Raw genomic sequence first — 20,837 nt, forward strand, 5'->3', positions numbered from 1 at the left:
GACGGACAGGGGTCGGTCAGCCGCTGTAGGCCTCGGCCTTGAGAATGCGCACGGAGGCCTTCTTGCCGTTGGGCAGCTCGTACTCCGCGTCCTCGCCGACCTTGTGGCCGATCACGCCGGTGCCGAGCGGGGACTGCGGCGAGTAGGTCTCGATGTCCGAGCTCGCGTACTCGCGCGAGGCGAGCAGGAACGTCATGGTGTCGTCCTCGTCACCGTCGAAGGCGATCGTCACGACCATGCCGGGCGCCACCGCGCCGTCGGCGGAGGTCGGGGTCTCGCCGACCTTGGCGTTGTCGAGAAGCTGGGTCAGCTGGCGCACGCGGAGCTCCTGCTTGCCCTGCTCCTCCTTGGCCGCGTGGTACCCACCGTTCTCACGCAGGTCCCCCTCCTCGCGCGCGGCCGCGATCTTGGCGGCGATCTCCGTGCGCGCAGGACCAGTAAGGTACTCAAGCTCGACCTTGAGCTTGTTGTACGCCTCCTGGGTCAGCCAGGTGACGGACTCGCTGGTCTGGGTCACAGGTGCTCCTCGTCGGTACTGGGAATACAAAGCATCGCCCTACCAAAAGCATGTTCCTCAGGTGATGGGCGAAACCACGAGCCTAACAATTCAGTGGCCGAAGGGGGAGGACATAAGCCATCAGAATTACGTCAACGCAGGTCAGCGTGTACGTATTGCGGAGGATACGGCTCGCCCGGCGGCCCCCGCGTCAGTCACTGCCGGTCCGCGTCAGTCGGCGTGACAGCCGAGCAGCTCCGCCGTCGTGCCCTTGGCCGTCGTACGCAGCGTGACCGTCCGGTCGATGCGCGTGTCCGAGCCGGCGAAGCGGAAGTCCGCCCGGCCCACCTCGGCCCCGTCGGCCGACTGCGAGCGCACCGTGCAGTAGCCGCTCGCGCCCGAGTCCTTGCGGACCTCCAGGTGGAGCTGCACCGCTTCGTCCGAGGTCGCCTTGAAGGTGATCACCTCGGCGCTGATCTTGTTCTGGCCGACGTAGTGGTAAGCGAAGTACCCGACCAGGGCGAGCAGGAACGCGCCCAGCACGGCGCCGGTGATCCTGAGCTTGTGGTCGGCCCGCTCGTCCGAGGAACGGCCGTAGCGGCCCTCGGGGAGTCGGGTGCTCGCCGTACTCATGATCGTCCTCCCGGCACGGAATTATTCGCCTCCCGATTCGGTCACTATAGAAGCCTGCGATCGCGCCGGTTCACACCGGGCGCCGACTTACCGAGGATTGAGTCTTGACTGACCAGCTGCGACTGATGGCCGTTCACGCGCACCCCGACGACGAGTCGAGCAAGGGCGCGGCCACCATGGCGAAGTACGTGTCCGAGGGGGTGGACGTGCTGGTCGTGACCTGCACGGGCGGGGAGCGCGGCTCCATCCTCAATCCCAAGCTTCAGGGCGACAAGTACATCGAGGAGCACATCCACGAGGTACGCAAGAAGGAGATGGACGAGGCTCGCGAGATCCTCGGCGTCAAGCAGGAGTGGCTCGGCTTCATCGACTCGGGCCTGCCCGAGGGCGACCCGCTGCCGCCGCTGCCCGACGGCTGCTTCGCCCTGGAGGACGTCGACAAGGCGGCCGGCGAACTGGTGAAGCAGATCCGCTCCTTCCGTCCCCAGGTGATCACCACCTACGACGAGAACGGCGGCTACCCGCACCCCGACCACATCATGACCCACAAGATCTCGATGGTGGCGTTCGAGGGCGCGGACGACGCCGCGAAGTACCCCGAGGCCGAGTTCGGGCCCGTGTACCGGCCGTCGAAGCTGTACTACAACCAGGGCTTCAACCGTCCCCGCACCGAGGCGCTGCACCACGCGATGCTCGACCGGGGCCTGGAGTCGCCCTACGGGGAGTGGCTCAAGCGCTGGGACGAGTTCGGCCAGAAGGAGCGCACGCTCACCACGCACGTTCCGTGTGCCGACTTCTACGAGATCCGCGACAAGGCGCTGATCGCGCACGCCACGCAGATCGACCCCGACGGCGGCTGGTTCCGGGTGCCGATGGAGATCCAGAAGGAGGTCTGGCCCACGGAGGAGTACGAGCTCGCGAAGTCCCGCGTCGATACCTCCCTCCCCGAGGACGACCTCTTTGCGGGCATCCGCGACAATGCCTGACATGAGCGCAAGCGTGAGCCTGGCAATGACGCACCTCGTCCCCCTCGCCAAGGAGGTCGACGAGAACAAGGTCACCCCCGGCGTCCTCGGCTTCATCGTCTTCGCGGCGATGGCCGTGGCGGTGTGGGGCCTGATGAAGTCCATGAGCAAGCACATGGGCAAGGTCGACTTCAAGGAGCCGGCGGACCCGGAGCAGACCCCCGCCGCCGGCACGGCGAAGGCGACGGCGACGGGGAAGCCCTCCTCGACGTCGTGAGGCCAGTGCGCGGCGCGAACGCGTGGCGCCGGGGTGCGTGGCCCCGGGGTGCGTGGCCCCGGGGTGCGGGCTGACCGCCCCACCCCGGGGCGCACCTCACCCCCGCGCCTGTCGCGGTTCGCGTGGCTGCTGGTCGTTCACCGCCACCCCCATGACCTCCCGGCCGTGCCTGCCCGGTACCAGGCCCAGGCGCCAGGCCTGCCAGCCGGACTCCAGGCGGATGCCTCGTTCCAGCAGTAGCCCGTAGGCCTCCAGGCACTCGGTCAGTCGGATGTCGCGCAGCGGGTGGTGGGTGCGGGCCAGCTGGGCCAGTTCCTCCTGGGCCACCGCCGTGCCGACCTCGACCCCGCCCGGGGCCGCGTAGGGCAGCAGGGTGCAGCGCAGGAAGCGGGCCCAGTCCGCGCCGCGCCGGTCGCCGTAGGACGCGAACAGACCGGCCGCCTCGTCGCACAGGGCCAGCGCCGCCTGCGTACGGGCGTTCCCCGCGTCGACGATCGCCAGCTCCAGGCAGGTCCAGGCCTCGCCGTGGGCGACGCCGATGCGCTGGAAGTCGGCGCGCGCGTCGACCAGGAGCTGCCGGGCGAAGCCCGAGTTGCGCAGCGAACCGGTCTGGGCGGCGCGCTGGTCCCGGGTCACCCGGGCCGAGTGGTGGCGGGCACAGGCCAGGCCGTAGACGTCACGCATGCGGGAGAAGAGGGAGCGGGAACGTTCCAGCTCGCGGACGGCGTGGTCCAGGTCGCCCGTCTCCTCCAGAGCCAGCCCCAGGTAGTAGACCGTCCAGGCCTCACCGCGCGCGTCCTCGTTGTCCCGGTGCCGCGCCGACGCCCGGCGCAGGTCCTCCGCCGCCGGGTCCGGGTCCCCGGCGATGAGCCGGGCCCGGGCCAGCTGGGTCAGGGCCCAGGCCTCGCCGCGGGCGTCGCGGGTGCGGCCGTACCGGTCGAGGGCCTCGCGCAGATCGGCCTCGGCCCGCGGGACGTCGCCGCGGCGCAGGTTCAGCTGGCCCAGCTGGAAGTGCGCCCATGCCTCGCCGTGCACGGAGCCGCCCTCGCGGTGCAGGACCAGGGAGCGGGTGAGCAGGTCGAGGGCCTCGGCGAGATGCCCTCTGTCCCGCTCGACCGCCGCCAGCGCGTGCATCGTCCAGGCCCGGTCCGTGGCCAGCTCGGGCGCGGCCTGCAGGTCCATCGCCTCCCGCAGCTTCGCCGCGGCCTCCGTCAGCTGGCCCTGGTGGTGCAGGGTGATGCCCAGCGAGCACAGGGCGCGTGCCGCCCCCGCGTCGTGGTGGGCCTGGAGATAGAGGTCGACGACCGAGCTGAGCGTCGTACGGGCCTTGTCCAGCTCGCCCAGTTGACGGGCCGCGATGCCGGTACGCCACTGCACGGACCGCACCAGCAGGTCCTGGCCGACCGACTGCGCCAGCTCGCTGATCTCACCGAGCCGGTAGAGGTCGCCGCGCAGCAGGCAGTAGTCGCACAGGGCGCCCAGCAGGCTCAGTACGGCGTTCTGGTCGACGCCCTCCGCGTGCCGCAGCGTCGCCGTGATGAAGCTCGACTCGTCGTCCAGCCAGCGCAGCGCCTCGTCCAGGGAGGTGAAGCCGTGCGGGGTGAAGCGGTCGGAGCGGGTCGACATGTTGCCGTCGACCAGTCGCAGTACGGAGTCGGCGAGCTCGGCGTAGCTGACGATCAGGCGTTCCTGGGCCGCCGAGCGCTCGTTCTGCTCCTCCTCGTCGAGGAGCCGGGCCTGGGCGAAGGCGCGGACCAGGTCGTGCAGGCGGTAGCGGTCGCCGCGGACGTGGTCGACCAGGCCGGCGTCGGCGAGGGCCGTGAGATGGCGGGTGGCCTCCGCACGGTCCGTGGCGAGGAGGGCGGCCGCCGCGGCCGTCCCGAGCGAGGCCCGTCCGGCCAGGGCCAGCCGGCGCAGCAGCCTGCGGGTCACGTCCGGCTGGTCGGTGTAGCGCAGCCACAGGGCGCGCTCGACCGGCTCCACCGGTCCGTACGCTCCCAGGTCCGCCGCCAGCGCGCGTGGTGAGCGCGGGCCGAGCGAGGAGCCCACGACGCGCAGCGCCAACGGCAGGCCGCCGCACAACTCCCTTATCCGGTCGGTGGATTCGGCGTCGTACGGACCGGAGGTGTCCTGGGCGGCCGCGCCCAGCAGTTCCTCCGTGCCCGCCGCGTCCAGGGGCCGCACCGCCAGTTCGTGCACCCACGCGGACAGTTCGGCCGGCAGCCCCAGCGGGGTCCGGGCGGTGACCAGGACCAGGCTGTCGGAACGTTCCGGCACGAGTGCGAGGACCTGTGCGGGGTCCGAGGCGTCGTCCAGGATCACCGTGACCGGCAGGCCGGTCAGGTGCTGCTGGTACAGCTCGGTGAGCCTCTTGACCTGCTGGTCCGCGGAGGAGCGCTCACGGAAGAGGAGCTGCTCACGGGGCGCGCCGAGCCGGTTCAGCAGGTGCAGCAGGGCGTCCCGGGTGGGCAGTGGCGCCTCCTGGGCGCTGTGGCCGCGCAGGTCCACCACGCAGGCGCCGCGGAACTGGTCGCGCAGATCGTGCGCGGCCCGCACCGCGAGGGTGGTGCGGCCGCTGCCGGGGGGTCCGTGCAGCACGACCACCGTCGGCCGTGTCCGCGTGCTGGCACGGGCCGCCTGCACCCACTGCCGGAGCTGCCCGAGTTCGGTCCGGCGCCCGGCGAACGGGCCCGCCGCTTCCGGTAGTTGGGCGAAGGACTGGGTCAGCAGGGACCGTCCGCGGGCCGCCGCGCTCTTGTCGGCGCCGCGCAGTTGCGGTCCCGGCGCCTTCTTCGGGCCGGTCGTGGCGCTCAGCATCCGCTGCTGGTCCAGGAACGGCCGGATGCCCCGCACCTCCAGAGCGGTGAGCCATTGCAGCCGCAGTTGCTCGGCGCCGCCGGGCTGCCCCGCCTCGCCGGCCCGGTGATGCGCGGCCGGCAGATGGGAGCCCGCCACCTTCACGACGGTCGCCGCGGCGCCGACGACGCCGACGGCCACCCCGGCGCCGAGCGCCGTGCCCGGCCCGGTGCCCAGCGCGAGATCGGCGACCGCCGTCGTGACGGCGGCAACGCCCGCCACCAGCAGGGGAGTCCGCCCGCCCTCCCGCGCGTACCGCTGTCCGAAACTCACCTGGTGGGATTCCGTCTCCTCCAGGGCGCGCGCGTACGCCTCGTACTCCTCGGCGGCCGTCCGGGCCATGGCGTCCAGCGCGCCGCGCGCCCGCGTCATCAGCACCTGCCGGTCGCTGCGCCCGCCGGAGCGCCGTACTTCCTCCTCCACGGCCCGCGCCAACAACCGCTCGGCTTCCGCCCTATGGCCGTCCCGCATGTCCCGTCCCCCTCCGGAGGTCACAGCTTTCCTTGGTCAAGTGTGCGGCGGGCGGCTCCGCGAAGCGAGGGGGCGAAGGGCCTCGGGTCGCCGGGGCGGTGATCGCCCGGGGGCGCCTGACGTCTGCCTGGCGGGGTACTGCGGCAGGATGGACCCCATGCCGAACCGACTGGCCCATGAGACGTCCCCGTACCTCCTCCAGCACGCCGACAACCCCGTCGACTGGTGGCCCTGGTCGGCGGAGGCCTTCGAGGAGGCGCGCAGGCGGGGCGTGCCGGTGCTGCTGAGTGTCGGGTATTCGAGCTGCCACTGGTGCCATGTGATGGCGCACGAGTCCTTCGAGGACCAGGCCACCGCCGACCATCTCAACGAGCACTTCGTCAGCGTCAAGGTCGACCGGGAAGAGCGTCCCGACGTGGACGCCGTCTACATGGAGGCCGTGCAGGCGGCCACCGGCCAGGGCGGCTGGCCGATGACCGTGTTCCTGACGCCCGACGCCGAGCCCTTCTACTTCGGGACCTACTTCCCGCCCGCGCCCCGGCAGGGGATGCCCTCGTTCCGGCAGGTGCTGGAGGGGGTGCGGCAGGCATGGACCGAGCGGCGGGACGAGGTGGCCGAGGTCGCCGGGAAGATCGTCCGGGATCTGGCGGGACGGGAGATCTCCTACGGGGACGGCGTGGCGCCCGGGGAGCAGCAGCTGTCGCAGGCGCTGCTGGGGCTGACCCGGGAGTACGACCCGCAGCGGGGCGGGTTCGGCGGCGCGCCGAAGTTCCCGCCGTCGATGGTGGTCGAGTTCCTGCTGCGCCACCATGCGCGCACCGGCGCCGAGGGCGCGCTCCAGATGGCCCGGGACACCTGCGAACGGATGGCCAGGGGCGGGATCTACGACCAGCTCGGCGGCGGGTTCGCCCGGTACTCCGTGGACCGTGACTGGGTCGTGCCGCACTTCGAGAAGATGCTGTACGACAACGCGCTGCTGTGCCGGGTCTACGCCCATCTCTGGCGGGCCACCGGCAGTGAGCCGGCCCGGCGGGTGGCCCTGGAGACGGCCGACTTCATGGTGCGTGAACTGCGCACCGAGCAGGGCGGGTTCGCCTCCGCGCTCGACGCCGACAGCGACGACGGGAGCGGGAAGCACGTCGAGGGCGTGTACTACGTCTGGACGCCCGAGCAGCTCGCCGAGGTGCTCGGACCGCAGGACGCCGAACTCGCCGCCCGCTACTTCGGCGTCACCGAGGAGGGCACCTTCGAGCACGGCTCCTCCGTCCTGCAACTTCCCCAGCAGGAAGAGGTGTTCGACGCGCAGCGGATCGCCGGGATCAAGGAGCGGCTGCTGCGCGAGCGCGGCGGACGGCCCGCCCCGGGCCGGGACGACAAGGTCGTCGCCGCCTGGAACGGGCTCGCGATCGCCGCGCTCGCCGAGACCGGCGCCTACTTCGACCGGCCGGATCTCGTCGAGGCCGCGGTCGGGGCCGCCGATCTCCTCGTCCGGCTGCATCTCGACGAGCAGGCCCGCATCGCCCGTACCAGCAAGGACGGACAGGCCGGGGCCACCGCGGGGGTTCTCGAGGACTACGCCGACGTGGCCGAGGGGTTCCTCGCCCTCGCCTCCGTCACCGGGGAGGGCGTCTGGCTGGAGTTCGCCGGATTCCTGCTCGATCACGTCCTCGTCCGGTTCGTCGACCCCGAGTCCGGTGCGCTGTACGACACCGCGGCCGACGCCGAGCGGCTCATCCGGCGTCCGCAGGATCCGACCGACAACGCGGTGCCCTCCGGCTGGACCGCCGCCGCCGGCGCGCTGCTCAGCTACGCCGCCCATACCGGCTCGGAACCCCACCGCACCGCCGCGGAGCGGGCGTTGGGCGTCGTGAAGGCGCTCGGGCCGCGGGTGCCGCGGTTCATCGGATGGGGGCTCGCCGTCGCCGAGGCACTGCTCGACGGGCCGCGTGAGGTCGCCGTGGTCGTACCCGGCAAGGCTGACCCGGCTTCGGCGGCGTTGCACCGTACGGCGCTTCTGGGCACCGCCCCGGGGGCCGTCGTCGCGTTCGGCACGACGGGGAGTGACGAGTTCCCGTTGCTCGCCGACCGCCCGCTGATCGACGGTGAACCGACCGCGTACGTCTGCCGTAACTTCACGTGTGACGCGCCGACCGCCGACCCGGAGCGACTGCGCGCGGCGTTGAGCACCGTGGTGAGCGGCTGAAACACCCACAAAGCGGTACCGGAGCGCCGTGGCTCCACAAGGGAAAGCTGAGCATCTGTTCGGATAAGTCGTGTTACGAGCGACAGAGTTCCGAAACAATCTATTTATCGGAAGAGTTCCCGGACTTCACAGAGTCCCCCTAGCCTCTCCACAGTGACGCGACGGATGTGACACGCCGTCGCGACAGGGGGCTCTGGGGTCTGGGGGGATCTGCTTGCTCACGTCTGTCTTCATCGCTGCCGTCTCACTGGCCTTGTTCTGGATGGCGGCGTTCACCCTGTGGTGGCAGATGCACGCGTGGCGTACGCCCGAAGTGCTCGCTTCCACCCGGTTCAGCAGCCCGGACGGCGACGAACACGTCTCCTTCTCGCTGCTGCTTCCGGCACGGCACGAACAAGCCGTGCTGGACCACACCATCCAGCGCCTGCTGGAGTCCGGCCACACCGACTTCGAGATCATCGTCATCGTGGGTCACGACGACCCCGAGACCACGGCGGTGGCCGAGAATGCCGCCGAACGCGACCCGCGCGTCCGTGTCGTCGTCGACACCCACGAGAAGAAGAACAAGCCGAAGGCCATGAACACGGCGCTGCCGCACTGCCGCGGCGATGTCGTCGGGGTCTTCGACGCCGAGGACCAGGTCCATCCCGAGCTGCTCTCCCATGTCGACCACGCCTTCCGGACCACGGGGGCCGACGTCGTGCAGGGCGGGGTGCAGCTCATCAACTTCCACTCCAGCTGGTACAGCCTGCGCAACTGCCTGGAGTACTTCTTCTGGTTCCGCTCCCGGCTCCATCTGCATGCGCAGAAAGGATTCATCCCGCTGGGCGGCAACACCGTCTTCGTACGGACGCGCACCCTCAGGGAAGCCGGCGGCTGGGACCCGGACTGCCTGGCCGAGGACTGTGATCTCGGCGTCCGCCTCTCCAGCGTCGGCAAGAAGGTCGTCGTCGCCTACGACTCCGCGATGGTGACCCGGGAGGAGACCCCGGGCTCGCTCATGTCCCTGCTCAAGCAGCGCACCCGCTGGAACCAGGGCTTCCTCCAGGTCTACCGGAAGAAGGACTGGAAGCAACTCCCGGGTTTCGGGCAGCGGCTGCTGGCCCGCTACACCCTCATGACGCCCTTTCTGCAGGCGTTCTCCGGGGTCGTCATCCCGCTCAACGTGGCGGTCGCGCTCTTCCTCGACGTGCCCGTCGGGATCGCCTTCGTCACCTTCCTGCCGGCCGTGACGGCACTCGTCACCTTCGTCTTCGAGCTCGTCGGCCTGCACGACTTCGGCAAGCAGTACGGCCTGCGCGTCCGCCTCGTCCACTACCTCAAGCTCGTCGTGGGCGGCCCCTTCTACCAGGTCCTCCTCGCGGGAGCCGCGATGCGCGCCGTCTGGCGTGAACAACGCGGCCGCAACGACTGGGAGCTGACCTCACATGTCGGCGCGCACCTGACCGCCGCCACTCCCGGACCCGCAGCCGGGACCGTAGCCGGACGAGCGACCGCGACCGCTGCCGGACCCGCTTCCGGCAGCGGACCCGCTTGCGGTCCCGCGACCGCGGCCGGACCCGCTTGCGATCCCGCAGTGCTCCGAGAGGACGTTCCCGCGTGACCTCCACCCTTCCCGCGGTGACCGCCGGCACGGTCCCCGCGCAGCGCCGGCCTGCGCCTGATCCGCGTTCGACCGGCCGAACGACTGTGCCGCAGCGGCTGCGCCGGTCCCGTCCCGACCTGATCCTGTGCGGTGTGCTCCTCGTGGCGATCCTCGTCGTGCAGGGCTGGAACATCGCCGACTACCCGACCCTCAGCGACGACGAGGGCACCTACCTCGCCCAGGCCTGGGCCGTCCAGGAGGGCAGGGGCCTCGCCCACTACACCTACTGGTACGACCACCCGCCCCTCGGCTGGATCCAGCTCGCCCTGCTGACCTGGATCCCCAAGCTGATCAGCCCCGACTCGATGACCGTCGGCGCGATGCGGCCCGCGATGCTCGTCGTCAGCGCGGTCAGCGCCGTCCTCGTCCACGTCCTCGGGCGGCGGCTGTCGCTGCCCCGATGGGCGGCCGGGCTCGGCATGGTCCTGTTCGGGCTCTCCCCGCTCTCGGTCGTCCTCCAGCGGGAGATCTTCCTCGACAACCTCGCGGTGATGTGGACCCTCCTCGCGTTCACCCTGGCCGCCTCGCCGAGCCGCCACCTCTGGCACCACTTCGCGGCGGGTGTCGCCGCCGCGACGGCCGTGCTCACCAAGGAGACGATGCTCTTCGTCCTCCCGGCGGTCTTCGTCACCATGTGGCGGCACAGCCACCGCGACACCCGTAAGTTCGCCCTCACCGGTGCGGTCACCGCCTGCGTGCTGATCGGCCTCGCGTATCCCCTCTTCGCCCTGCTCAAGGGCGAGTTGCTGCCGGGCAGCGGCCATGTCTCCCTCTGGGACGGCATCGCCTACCAGATGACCAGACCCGGGTCGGGCTTCCTCCTCGACCAGGGCTCGGGGTCCTACGACGCGCTCCGCTCGTGGCTCTACTACGACCGGGTGCTGATCCTCGGCGGCCTCGCGGGCGCGCTGCTGCTCCTGCTCACCTGGCGCTGGTCGGTCACCGCCCGCGCCCTCGCCGGACCGTCGCTGGCGGTCGCGGTCCTCGCGGTGGTCGCGATGCGGCCCAGCGGCTACCTGCCCGCGATGTACGTCATCCAGGCGCTGCCCTTCCTCGCGCTCGTCCTCGCCGGCGGCACGGCGAGCGTCGCCCACGCCGTCCTGCGCAGACGGCGCGGGCCGGACGAGGCACGGTGGCGGACCGGCGGCCGCTACGCCCTCGCGGCCGTCCTCGCCCTGGCGGCGGGCGCGTACGTCGTCCCGCGCTGGTACGACGGCGACCGCACCGCCGTCACCGCCGACGCCAACGCCCCCTACCGGGCCGCCTCCACGTGGCTGGCGACCGCGGTCGAGGACCCGGACGGCACCCGTGTCCTGGTCGACGACGCGCTCTGGCTGGACCTGGTGCACGCCGGCTACCGGCCCGGACCCGGGGCCATCTGGTTCTACAAGGCCGACCTCGACCCGGCCGTCACCAAGACCCTGCCGAACGGCTGGCGGGACATCGACTACGTCGTCGCCTCGCCGACCGTCCGGCGGGACGCGAGCGACCTGCCGCAGGTCGGGGCGGCCCTCGAACACTCGACGCCGGTGGCCACCTTCGGCTCCGGTGAGGACCGGATCGAGATCCGGCGGATCCAGACCGACTCCAGAGGCGTCCGATGAGCCACGAATACACCGAACACACCGAGTACAGCGCCCCCGTCCCCGATCTGAGCGCCGCCCAGCTCGCCGAGCCCGGCGCGGTCACCATCGTCGTACCGACCTTCAACGAGTCGGCGAACATCCGCCAACTGCTGCACCGGATCACCGAGTCGGTGCCGTCCCGGCTGCCCTGCGAGGTCGTCTTCGTGGACGACTCCACCGACGACACCCCCGAGGTCATCCGGGACGCGGCGCGCGACTGCCCGTTCCCGGTGACCGTGCTGCACCGGGAGGAACCGGTCGGCGGGCTCGGGGGCGCGGTCGTCGAGGGGATGAGGACGGCCGGCTCGGACTGGATCGTCGTCATGGACGGCGACTGCCAGCACCCTCCTTCCCTGGTACCGGAGCTGGTGGCCACGGGGGAGCGGTCGAACGCCGCGCTCGTCGTCGCCTCGCGGTACGTCAAGGGCGGCAGCCGCGCCGGGCTCGCGGGCAGCTACCGGGTGGCCGTCTCCCGCGGGGCCACCTGGCTCACGAAGTCCCTGTTCCCCCGGAAGCTGCGCGGGATCAGCGATCCGATGAGCGGGTTCTTCGCGATCCGGCGCAGCGCGGTCACCGCCGACGTCCTGAGGCCGCTCGGCTACAAGATCCTCCTCGAACTCGCCGTCCGCAGCCGCCCGCGCGAGGTCGGCGAGGTCCCGTTCGTCTTCGAGGAGCGCTTCGCCGGCGAGTCCAAGTCGAGCGCGCGGGAGGGCTTCCGCTTCCTGCGCCACCTGGTCGGACTGCGCACCGCGTCGCCGGTCGCCCGCATGGTCGGCTTCGGGCTGATCGGGGCGACCGGGGTCCTGCCCAACCTGCTCGGGCTGTGGGCCCTCACCGCCGCCGGACTGCACTACGTGCCGGCCGAGATCCTCGCCAACCAGCTCGGCGTCGCCTGGAACTTCGTCCTCATCGAGCATCTGCTGTTCCGTGACCGCCGGGCCCATCGCCGCTGGTGGGACAGGGCCGGCCGGTTCGCGCTGCTCGCCAACGCCGATCTCGTGCTGCGCATCCCGCTGATCGCGCTGTTCGTGCACCGGCTCGGGATGGGCGCGCTGTCCGCGACCGCGCTGGCCCTGGTCACGACGTTCGTCGTGCGCTTCGCCGGTACCGAAGCGCTGGTCTACCTCCCCCGCCGGAGGCCGCGGGGGAGCCGCACCGCAAGGAGAGCCGTGTGAACAGACGCCGCAGACGGATCGCGATGCCGGCCGTGACCGGCCTCACCGCGGGCCTGTTGCTGACCGGCCCGCAGCCCGCGTCCGCCGCCGACCTCGTCAAGAACGCCGGCTTCGAGACGGCGGGCACGGACGGCATGCCGTACTGCTGGGAGAAGTCGGGCTGGGGCGACAACGACTTCGCCTTCGCGCACACCTCGGACGCGCACACCGGCGCCAAGGCGATGAAGGTGACGCTGACCCGCCGGGCCGACGGCGACCGCAAGGCGCTGATCACCGAGTCGGCTCAGTGCGCGCCAGCGGTGACGCCGGGCAGGCAGTACGACCTGTCGCTCTGGTACAAGTCGACGACCCCCGACACCTCCCTCACCCTCTTCCGGCACGACACGACGGCGGGCTGGCAGTACTGGACCGACCTCAAGACGCTGGACATGGCGTCCGCCTACACCGAGGCCACCGTCCGCACCCCCGCGGTGCCGGCCGGCACCGACCGCGTCACCTGGGGCGTCTCCGTCTACGGGACGGGCTCGGTGACCACCGACGACTACACGATGGATCAGGTGCCGGACGTCCTCCCGCCCGCGACCTGCACGGGCACCGCCGACAGCTGCGCGAACGGCCGGTGGGACGTGCTGTCCACCCAGAACCCGGTCCGCTCCATGCACTCCGTCGTCCTCAACAACGGCAAGGTGCTGCTGATCGCCGGCTCGGGCAACAGCGAGGAGCAGTTCGACGCCGGCACGTTCACGTCGGCGGTGTACGACCCGGCGAACGGCAGCTACCAGGTCGTCCCCACACCGAAGGACATGTTCTGCTCCGGGCACGTGCAGCTCCAGGACGGGCGCGTGCTCGTGATGAGCGGCAACAAGGCCTACCCGGTGGCCGGCGGGCACGGCTACGAGGGCTTCAAGGACTCCTACGTCTTCGATCCCGTCACCGAGACGTACAGCAGGACCAACGACATGAACGACGGCCACTGGTACCCGTCGGCCACGGTCATGGGCAACGGTGACGTGCTGTCCTTCGGCGGGCTGCGCGAGGACTCCACCGGATCGGTGACGGCCGAGCTGTTCTCGCAGGCCGAGCAGCGGTGGCAGCCGCTGTGGAAGGTCAACCAGACCTGGTCGTACTGGGGTCTGTACCCGTCGATGATCCTGATGCAGGACGGCCGCCTCTTCTACTCGGGCAGCCATGTCTTCGGCAACAACATCCCGGGCACGGGCTCGGCGGTCTACGACTACGACGCCAACACGGTCACCCAGATACCCGGTCTGCAGAACAAGGACCAGCGCGACCAGTCGGCGAGCGTCCTGCTGCCCCCGGCGCAGGACCAGAAGGTCCTCACTCTCGGCGGCGGCAACATCGACTCCAACCCGGACGGCAACCGGCTCACCGACATCATCGACCTGAAGGCCGCGAACCCGTCCTACGTCGCCGGACCGCCGCTCCCGCAGGGCACGGTGGACCTCGGCAACGGCCCGGTCGCCGAGACGGGCAACCAGGGGAAGATGTACGTCTCCGCGGTGCTGCTGCCCGACGGCAAGGTGCTGGAGACGGGCGGCGCGCTGCACAACCGGGCCGACCCGGTCTTCGAGTCGTCGCTCTACGACCCCGGCACGAACACCTTCGACCCCGTCGCCGCCGACCCGCAGGCCCGCGGCTACCACTCGTCCTCGTTCCTGCTGCCCGACGGCCGGGTGATGTCGACCGGCGACAACCCGGGCAACGGCACCTGGAACCACAACGTGTCGATCTACAGCCCGCCCTATCTCCTCAAGGGCGCCCGGCCGGCCATCACGTCGGTCATCGACACGGAGTGGACGTACGGCGACACCCAGCGCATCACGGTCGACCGGCCCATCGCCAAGGCGGAGCTGATCCGCCCGGCGGCGGTGACCCACTCCTCCGACCCGAACCAGCGCTTCGTGGACCTCCCGCTGTCCGTCGACGGCGCCAACGTCGACCTCAACGTGACGAGCAACCCGAACCTGGCGCCGCCCGGCTGGTACATGCTCTTCGCGGTGGACGCGAACGGGGTGCCGTCGGTCGCGAAGTGGGTGCACCTCCAGGGCCCGGCCCAACTCGCCGCGGACTCCGCGTCGGCGTTCTCGGTGTCCTCGGGCACCGGGGTCGCACCGCACGTGCACTCCTTCGCCGACGACCTGACCGGCAAGGTCACCGGCCCCGGGAAGAAGAGGACCTCACAGCAGGTCTCACCCACCGTCTCCGGCTGCGACCGGCACTACGGGTCGATCAACGTGTGCGTGCCGACGGCGTTCCCGGCGACGGTGAAGAGGACGACGGCCGCCCGCTGTTCCTGGCTCAAGACCAACGACTACGGCCGGCTGAAGGTCAACGGCAAGGACGACCCGCTGGGGCTCGACCCCGACCGGGACGGCCTCGCGTGCGGGAAGGGAGATCTGCGCAAGGCCTAGGGCCTGTCCCGGCTAGGGCCTGCCCTGTCCCGCGAACTCCGCCAGGGCGCGCTCCACGATGGCCACCAGCTGCTCGTGGTGCGCGCCCTTCCAGTACGCGCGTCCGCAGGACAGGCACTGCGCGAACACGTCGTACGACTGCCGCGTGCCGTGGCGCAGCTGGTCGGCGACCTCCTCCTTGGTGGCCTTGCGCAGCAGACCGTTGCAGGCGGTGCACCTCGTCCAGGGAAGCAGCTCGGGCGCGAACCGGTCGAGGACGTCGCGGAGCTGCTCCTCGGGGTCGGTGCTGTAGACGAACGCGCCCGCCCACAGTTCGCGCCGCCGCAGCAGGCCCCGGTCCCGGCTCAGCATGACGCGTTGTTCGGCCGCCGACCGGGTGGCGAGCGCCGGGTCGCCGATGTCGGTCGACTCGTACGCCGTGTCCACGCCGAGCAGACGCATCCGGCGGGCCAGGGTGCCGAGGTGGACGTCGAGGAGGAAGCGCAGCGGCGCTTCCGGGATCCGCTGGGGGCGGGCCACCGGGCGGACGGTCACCGACTCGCCGGCTGCGGGGATGTGCGAGACCGGTACGGCACGGCCGTCGACGAGCAGGGTGCCGACCTCGGTGAGGGGCACCCCGAGCGACTCGACGACATGGCCGAGGGTGGAGACGCCGTCGACGGCGAGCGCGGTGGCTCCGGCGCGCCGCGCGGGCGGGACGAACAGGGCCAGCTCCGGGGCGACTTCGACGCGGATCTCGAATGCGTTCACCTGGTCAGGATGGCACGGCCCAGGGGCGGGGGGTCAGCTGTTCTCCTTGCTCAGGCCGTGCTCCAGGACGTCCAGGGTGCGGTCGAGGAGGGCGCCGAAGTCGCCCTCCTGGCCGTGCTCGCCCCAGTACAGGGCCGTCTCCATCAGGCCGCCGAGCAGGGACATCGTGTAGACGCGGACCTCCAGACTGTCGGGGTCGCGGCCGGAGCGCTCGCCGATCGCGACGCAGAGCATGCGGCCGAGGACCGACATGCTCTCCATCATCCGCGAGCGCACCGCCGGGACCTGGACCATCAGGTGGGTGCGCATCCGGGCCACGTCCGGGTCCTCGTCGAAGCCGATGCGGGCGCCTTCCCGCATCACGTACCGCATGGTGTCCGCCACCGCCTCGTGGGCGGGCCGGGAGCGCAGCAGCGCCAGCAGGATCGGGTCCTGCTCGTCGGTGAGGATGATGTCTTCCTTGGTCGGGAAGTAGCGGAAGACGGTCGACGGCGACACCTCGGCGCGCTCGGCGATCTGGTCGATCGTCGTGGCGTCGTACCCCTGTTCCTCGACCAGCGCGTAGGTCGCGGCGCGGATCGCCTCGCGGGTCTTGGTCTTCTTGCGCTCCCGGAGACCCGGCTGCGGGTGGTCGGCGGGAGAGCTGGTGCGTGCGGCCGTCATGGGCTCATTGTCGGGCATCGGCGGCGGGGGTGACCAAGCCGGGACCGGTGTCCGGGGCCCCGCCCTCCACCGCATCGCTCCTGTCGACCTGCGCCGTTCCCGGCAGGAACGCGGCCGCCAGCAGCGCGGAGGCCAGGGCGGCGATGCCGCACACCAGCAGCACCAGGCTCATGCCGTGGACGTAGGCGGAGTTGGCGGAGGCGGCGAGATCGGTCAGGTTCGCCTTCTCGGCGATCACATGGGCGGCCACCACCGAGTCCCCGGCGGTGCCGGCGGCCCCCGCGGGCAGACCGGTGACGTCGAGGCGGTCGCGGAAGGCGCTCGCGAGCAGGCTGCCGAGCAGCGCGATGCCGATGGCGGCGCCGACCTGGCGCAGGGTCATCAGCAGGCCGGAGCCGCTGCCGGCGCGGTCGGTGGGCAGGGTGCCCAGGGCGCCGGCCATCGCGGGCACGATCGAGAAGCCGAAGCCGAACCCGACGATCGACAGCCACAGAGCGGTGAAGCCGTAGCCGGAGTCGACCGTCGTCCGGCTGGCCAGCAGCATGGCGAAGGCCAGCACCACCAGGCCCGCGCTCACCACCGCGCGCGCCCCGAACCGGACCACGACGGGCTGCGCGGCCCGCGCGGCGACGATCAGACCGCCCATCATCGGCAGCAGCCGCACCCCGGTGCCGAGGGCGTCGTTGCCGAGGACGGCCTGGAGGTACTGCGGCAGGACGAACAGCAGGCCGGACAGCACGAACATGAGAAGCGTCGCCGCGAGCGTGTTGAACAGGAAGCCGCGGTGGGCGAGCAGCCCCATGTCGAGCATGGGCCGCGCGGCCCGGCGCTCGCGCAGGACCAGCGCGGTGATCAGGACGACGGCGGTGGCGTCCAGCGCGAGGACCAGCGGGTCGCCCCAGCCCCGGGTGGGCGCCTCGATGATCGCGTAGATGAGGGCGCCGAGACCGGCCGCGGTGAGCGCGGTGGAGACGATGTCGACCCTGGGGGAGGCCGGGTCGCGGGTCTCGGGCAGCAGGAAGACGCAGGCGGCGATGCCGATCGCGGCCATCGGGATGTTGATGAGGAAGACCGAGCCCCACCAGAAGTGGTTGAGCAGCCAGCCGCCGATGATCGGCCCGAGCGGCAGGCCCAGCGTCGAGCCGGCCGAGACGATGCCGACGGCCTTGGTGCGCTCCTCGGGCGCGAACAGCGAGGGGAGCACCGACAGCGCGAGCGGCGTGACCAGCGCGGCCCCGACGCCCATCACGGCACGGGCGGCGATCACCGCGTCCACGTCCGCGGCCAGGGTGCCGACCAGCGAGCCGACGAGGAAGATCCCCAGCCCGGTGATCAGCATGTTCCGTCGGCCGAAGCGGTCGCCCAGCAGGCCGGCCGGGAGCATCAGGGCCGCGAAGACGACGATGTACGCGTCCGCCATCCACTGCTGCTGACCGGTGCCGGCGCCGAGCTGTTCCGCCATCGTCGGGAGGGCCACGTTGAGGATCGTCGTGTCGAAGCCGAGCGTGAGCATGCTCGCGACCAGGGCCCCCAGGGCCCACCAGCGGCGGGGGTCGGGCCCCACCGCGGCAGAGTTCGTGACAGTAGCCATGAAATGGGAGTAGCTCTCAAAAGATGGCGTGTGTCAATCGCTATGGACTCCCGGTATGCGGAACCGGCGCACGGAAAAGGGCCACGGCTCGGAAGCCGTGGCCCGGAGGGGGGCGGAGCGAAGGCGCTGAGGGGGGAGCGGAGACGCTATCCGTGCTGGTAGGCCACCAGGGAGATGCCGACGTAGTGCACGACGAAGGCGGCGAGGGTCAGTGAGTGGAAGACCTCGTGGAAGCCGAACCAGCGCGGTGACGGGTTGGGGCGCTTGATGCCGTAGATCACGCCGCCCGCGCTGTAGAGGAGGCCGCCGACGATCACCAGGACCATGACGGCGATGCCGCCCGCCCGCATGAAGTCCGGCAGGAAGAAGACGGCCGCCCAGCCCATCGCGATGTAGCACGGGGTGTAGAGCCAGCGCGGGGCGCCGACCCAGAAGACCCGGAAGGCGATGCCCGCGATCGCCGCGGCCCAGATGCTCCACAGCAGCCACTGCCCCTTCGACTCCGGCAGGAGCAGCAGGGTGAGCGGTGTGTAGGTGCCCGCGATGATCAGGAAGATGTTCGCGTGGTCGAGTCTGCGCAGGACGCCGTCCATCCGCGGGCTCCAGTCGCCGCGGTGGTAGAGGGCGCTCACCCCGAACAGGAGGCAGGCCGTCAGGGCGAAGATTCCGCAGGCGATGCGGCCGCGGGACGAGTCCGCCAGGGCGGTGAGGACCAGTCCGGAGACGAGAGCGGCCGGAAACATGCCGAGGTGCAACCAGCCGCGGAGCTTGGGCTTGATCTCTTCCGACAGGGAGTGCGCGACGGACGCGGGGCCGACGGCCGGCGAGTCCGTGGGCGCGTCGGGGACGGACGCAGTCATGGACGAATCGTACCTACGGAACCGTAACTTACGTGTCGGTCCGGCGTATCCGGGTGTCAAGAGTGGCCATCGTCTCACGGGGCCGGGTCAAGAGGCCGTCGGCTGAACGTCATGTGGACGCAAAACGGCGCCGCTACACGTGGCCATCCTCACTCCGCTCACCTGTGAGGCCCTCTGGACATATGGGCGGTACCATCGGATGATCAAATGAGTGCGGTCGACACCGGATGAGCGCCAAGGTCACCATCCGAAGCATCCGGGTCGCAGCCCCCACGGGGCCTCCAGACAAAAAATCCCTCATTTAGGAGCAATCGTGGCGCGCGACATCGCGGCTCCCCCCGTCATCCCCACCGACCACCAGGAACTCGTCTCCTGGGTGAACGAGATCGCCGAACTGACGCAGCCGGACAACGTGGTCTGGTGTGACGGATCCGAGGCCGAGTACGAGCGACTGTGCGACGAGCTCGTGGAGAAGGGCACCTTCAAGAGGCTCGACCCGGTCCAGCGCCCGAACTCCTACTACGCGGCCTCCGACCCCACCGACGTCGCCCGCGTCGAGGACCGCACCTTCATCTGCTCCGAGAAGGAGGAGGACGCCGGCCCCACCAACCACTGGAAGGCGCCCGCCGAGATGCGGGAGATCTTCTCCGGGGAGAAGGGGCTGTTCCGCGGCTCCATGCGCGGCCGCACGATGTACGTCGTCCCCTTCTGCATGGGCCCGCTGGGCTCGGACCTCTCCGCGATCGGCGTCGAGATCACCGACTCCGCCTACGTCGCCGTGTCCATGCGCACCATGACCCGCATGGGACAGCCGGTGCTGGACGAACTCGGCACCGACGGCTTCTTCGTGCGTGCCGTGCACACGCTCGGAGCGCCGCTGGCCGAGGGCGAGGCCGACGTCCCGTGGCCCTGCAACAGCACCAAGTACATCTCCCACTTCCCCGAGAGCCGCGAGATCTGGTCCTACGGCTCCGGCTACGGCGGCAACGCCCTGCTCGGCAAGAAGTGCTACGCCCTGCGCATCGCGTCCGTCATGGCCCGCGACGAGGGCTGGCTCGCCGAGCACATGCTGATCCTCAAACTGACCCCGCCGCAGGATGATCCTGAGGCCCGAAGGGCCTCGTTCGAGGGTGGTGGTGGGCGACGGGAGAGCGAGTCCAAGTACGTCGCCGCCGCCTTCCCGAGCGCCTGCGGCAAGACCAACCTCGCCATGCTGGAGCCCACCGTCTCCGGCTGGACCGTCGAGACCATCGGCGACGACATCGCCTGGATGCGGTTCGGCGAGGACGGCCGCCTGTACGCCATCAACCCCGAGGCCGGCTTCTTCGGCGTGGCGCCCGGCACCGGTGAGCACACCAACGCCAACGCGATGAAGACGCTCTGGGGCAACTCGGTCTTCACCAACGTCGCCCTCACCGACGACAACGACATCTGGTGGGAGGGCATGACGCAGGAGACTCCCGCCCACCTCACCGACTGGAAGGGCAACGACTGGACGCCGGAGTCCGGCACCCCGGCCGCCCACCCCAACGCCCGCTTCACGGTCCCCGCCGCGCAGTGCCCGATCATCGCGCCCGAGTGGGAGGACCCCAGGGGCGTGCCGATCTCGGCGATCCTCTTCGGCGGCCGACGCGCCTCCGCGGTCCCGCTGGTGACGGAGTCCTTCGACTGGAACCACGGCGTCTTCCTCGGCGCCAACGTGGCCTCCGAGAAGACCGCCGCCGCCGAGGGCAAGGTCGGCGAGCTGCGCCGCGACCCCTTCGCCATGCTGCCGTTCTGCGGCTACAACATGGGCGACTACATGGGCCACTGGGTCGACGTCGCCAAGGGCAAGGACCAGTCGAAGCTCCCGAAGATCTACTACGTCAACTGGTTCCGCAAGAACGAGGCGGGCAAGTTCGTCTGGCCCGGCTTCGGCGAGAACAGCCGCGTGCTGAAGTGGATCGTGGAGCGTCTGGACGGCAGGGCCGAGGGCGTCGAGACCCCGATCGGCATCCTGCCGACCAAGGACGCCCTCGACACCAAGGGCCTCGAACTGGCCGACTCCGACCTGGAGTTCCTCCTCACCGTGGACAAGGAGGTCTGGCGCGAGGAGGCCTCCCTGGTCCCCGAGCACCTCAACACCTTCGGCGACCACACCCCGAAGGAGCTGTGGGACGAGTACCGCGCGCTGGTGCAGCGCCTGGGCTGAGGCC

General features: G+C 70.8%; 15 protein-coding genes. 8 read left to right on the forward strand and 7 right to left on the reverse strand.

The window, feature by feature from the left end; genetic code table 11:
* Positions 1 to 16: 16 nt before the first annotated feature.
* The gene (gene greA, locus QQM72_RS14195; RefSeq protein WP_314221224.1) at positions 17 to 517 is read right to left on the reverse strand and encodes a transcription elongation factor GreA; all 501 of its coding nucleotides are present in this window, start codon (positions 515 to 517) and stop codon (positions 17 to 19) included.
* 210 nt (positions 518 to 727) lie between these two features.
* Complete coding sequence (locus QQM72_RS14200; protein WP_314221225.1) at positions 728 to 1,129, reverse strand: DUF4307 domain-containing protein; 402 nt, start codon at positions 1,127 to 1,129, stop codon at positions 728 to 730.
* A gap of 125 nt (positions 1,130 to 1,254) precedes the next feature.
* Here QQM72_RS14200 and mca point away from each other — a divergent pair, with 125 nt between their 5' ends.
* Entirely contained in the window at positions 1,255 to 2,115 is an 861-nt protein-coding gene (gene mca / locus QQM72_RS14205; protein WP_054242565.1) for a mycothiol conjugate amidase Mca, read from the forward strand.
* On the forward strand, positions 2,108 to 2,371 hold the full coding sequence (locus QQM72_RS14210) for a hypothetical protein (protein WP_314221226.1): 264 nt from the start codon (positions 2,108 to 2,110) through the stop codon (positions 2,369 to 2,371). Before mca ends, QQM72_RS14210 begins: the two co-directional genes overlap by 8 nt.
* A 96-nt stretch (positions 2,372 to 2,467) precedes the next feature.
* Here the strand turns inward: QQM72_RS14210 and QQM72_RS14215 are convergent, their stop codons facing one another.
* Positions 2,468 to 5,698, reverse strand: coding sequence for a tetratricopeptide repeat protein (locus QQM72_RS14215; protein WP_314221227.1), 3,231 nt, complete (start codon positions 5,696 to 5,698; stop codon positions 2,468 to 2,470).
* 157 nt (positions 5,699 to 5,855) lie between these two features.
* On the opposite strand from QQM72_RS14215, the gene QQM72_RS14220 reads away from it, so the two are divergent.
* From QQM72_RS14220 to QQM72_RS14240, 5 genes are all read left to right on the forward strand, one after another.
* A complete protein-coding gene (locus QQM72_RS14220; protein ID WP_314221228.1) occupies positions 5,856 to 7,901 on the forward strand; it encodes a thioredoxin domain-containing protein in 2,046 nt (681 codons plus the stop codon).
* A 214-nt stretch (positions 7,902 to 8,115) separates the two neighbouring features.
* A complete protein-coding gene (locus tag QQM72_RS14225) occupies positions 8,116 to 9,504 on the forward strand; it encodes a glycosyltransferase (RefSeq protein ID WP_314221229.1) in 1,389 nt (462 codons plus the stop codon).
* Entirely contained in the window at positions 9,501 to 11,150 is a 1,650-nt protein-coding gene (locus tag QQM72_RS14230; protein ID WP_314221230.1) for a phospholipid carrier-dependent glycosyltransferase, read from the forward strand. Before QQM72_RS14225 ends, QQM72_RS14230 begins: the two co-directional genes overlap by 4 nt.
* Positions 11,147 to 12,346, forward strand: coding sequence for a glycosyltransferase family 2 protein (locus tag QQM72_RS14235; protein WP_314221231.1), 1,200 nt, complete (start codon positions 11,147 to 11,149; stop codon positions 12,344 to 12,346). Before QQM72_RS14230 ends, QQM72_RS14235 begins: the two co-directional genes overlap by 4 nt.
* 23 nt (positions 12,347 to 12,369) lie before the next feature.
* Positions 12,370 to 14,778 (forward strand): galactose oxidase-like domain-containing protein, encoded by a 2,409-nt coding sequence (locus QQM72_RS14240; RefSeq protein ID WP_314221400.1) that lies wholly within the window; start codon positions 12,370 to 12,372, stop codon positions 14,776 to 14,778.
* Between the two features lie 12 nt (positions 14,779 to 14,790).
* On the opposite strand, the gene QQM72_RS14245 is transcribed toward QQM72_RS14240, so the two are convergent.
* The 4 genes from QQM72_RS14245 to trhA all read right to left on the reverse strand — a co-directional run bounded on the left by QQM72_RS14245 (position 14,791) and on the right by trhA (position 18,642).
* Positions 14,791 to 15,528, reverse strand: coding sequence for a Mut7-C RNAse domain-containing protein (locus tag QQM72_RS14245; protein ID WP_020128081.1), 738 nt, complete (start codon positions 15,526 to 15,528; stop codon positions 14,791 to 14,793).
* A 33-nt stretch (positions 15,529 to 15,561) separates the two neighbouring features.
* On the reverse strand, positions 15,562 to 16,191 hold the full coding sequence (locus QQM72_RS14250) for a TetR/AcrR family transcriptional regulator (protein ID WP_314221232.1): 630 nt from the start codon (positions 16,189 to 16,191) through the stop codon (positions 15,562 to 15,564).
* 4 nt (positions 16,192 to 16,195) lie between these two features.
* Complete coding sequence (locus tag QQM72_RS14255) at positions 16,196 to 17,782, reverse strand: DHA2 family efflux MFS transporter permease subunit (RefSeq protein WP_314221233.1); 1,587 nt, start codon at positions 17,780 to 17,782, stop codon at positions 16,196 to 16,198.
* A gap of 146 nt (positions 17,783 to 17,928) precedes the next feature.
* Positions 17,929 to 18,642 carry a PAQR family membrane homeostasis protein TrhA gene (gene trhA / locus QQM72_RS14260; RefSeq protein WP_314221234.1) on the reverse strand — a complete coding sequence of 238 codons (714 nt, stop codon included), beginning with the start codon at positions 18,640 to 18,642 and terminating at the stop codon, positions 17,929 to 17,931.
* A gap of 313 nt (positions 18,643 to 18,955) precedes the next feature.
* Between trhA and QQM72_RS14265 the strand changes: the two genes are divergently transcribed.
* Positions 18,956 to 20,833 carry a phosphoenolpyruvate carboxykinase (GTP) gene (locus QQM72_RS14265; RefSeq protein WP_314221235.1) on the forward strand — a complete coding sequence of 626 codons (1,878 nt, stop codon included), beginning with the start codon at positions 18,956 to 18,958 and terminating at the stop codon, positions 20,831 to 20,833.
* The last annotated feature ends 4 nt before the right edge of the window (positions 20,834 to 20,837 follow it).

This window comes from Streptomyces zaehneri (assembly GCF_032248645.1).
GTDB classification, from domain to species: domain Bacteria; phylum Actinomycetota; class Actinomycetes; order Streptomycetales; family Streptomycetaceae; genus Streptomyces; species Streptomyces coriariae.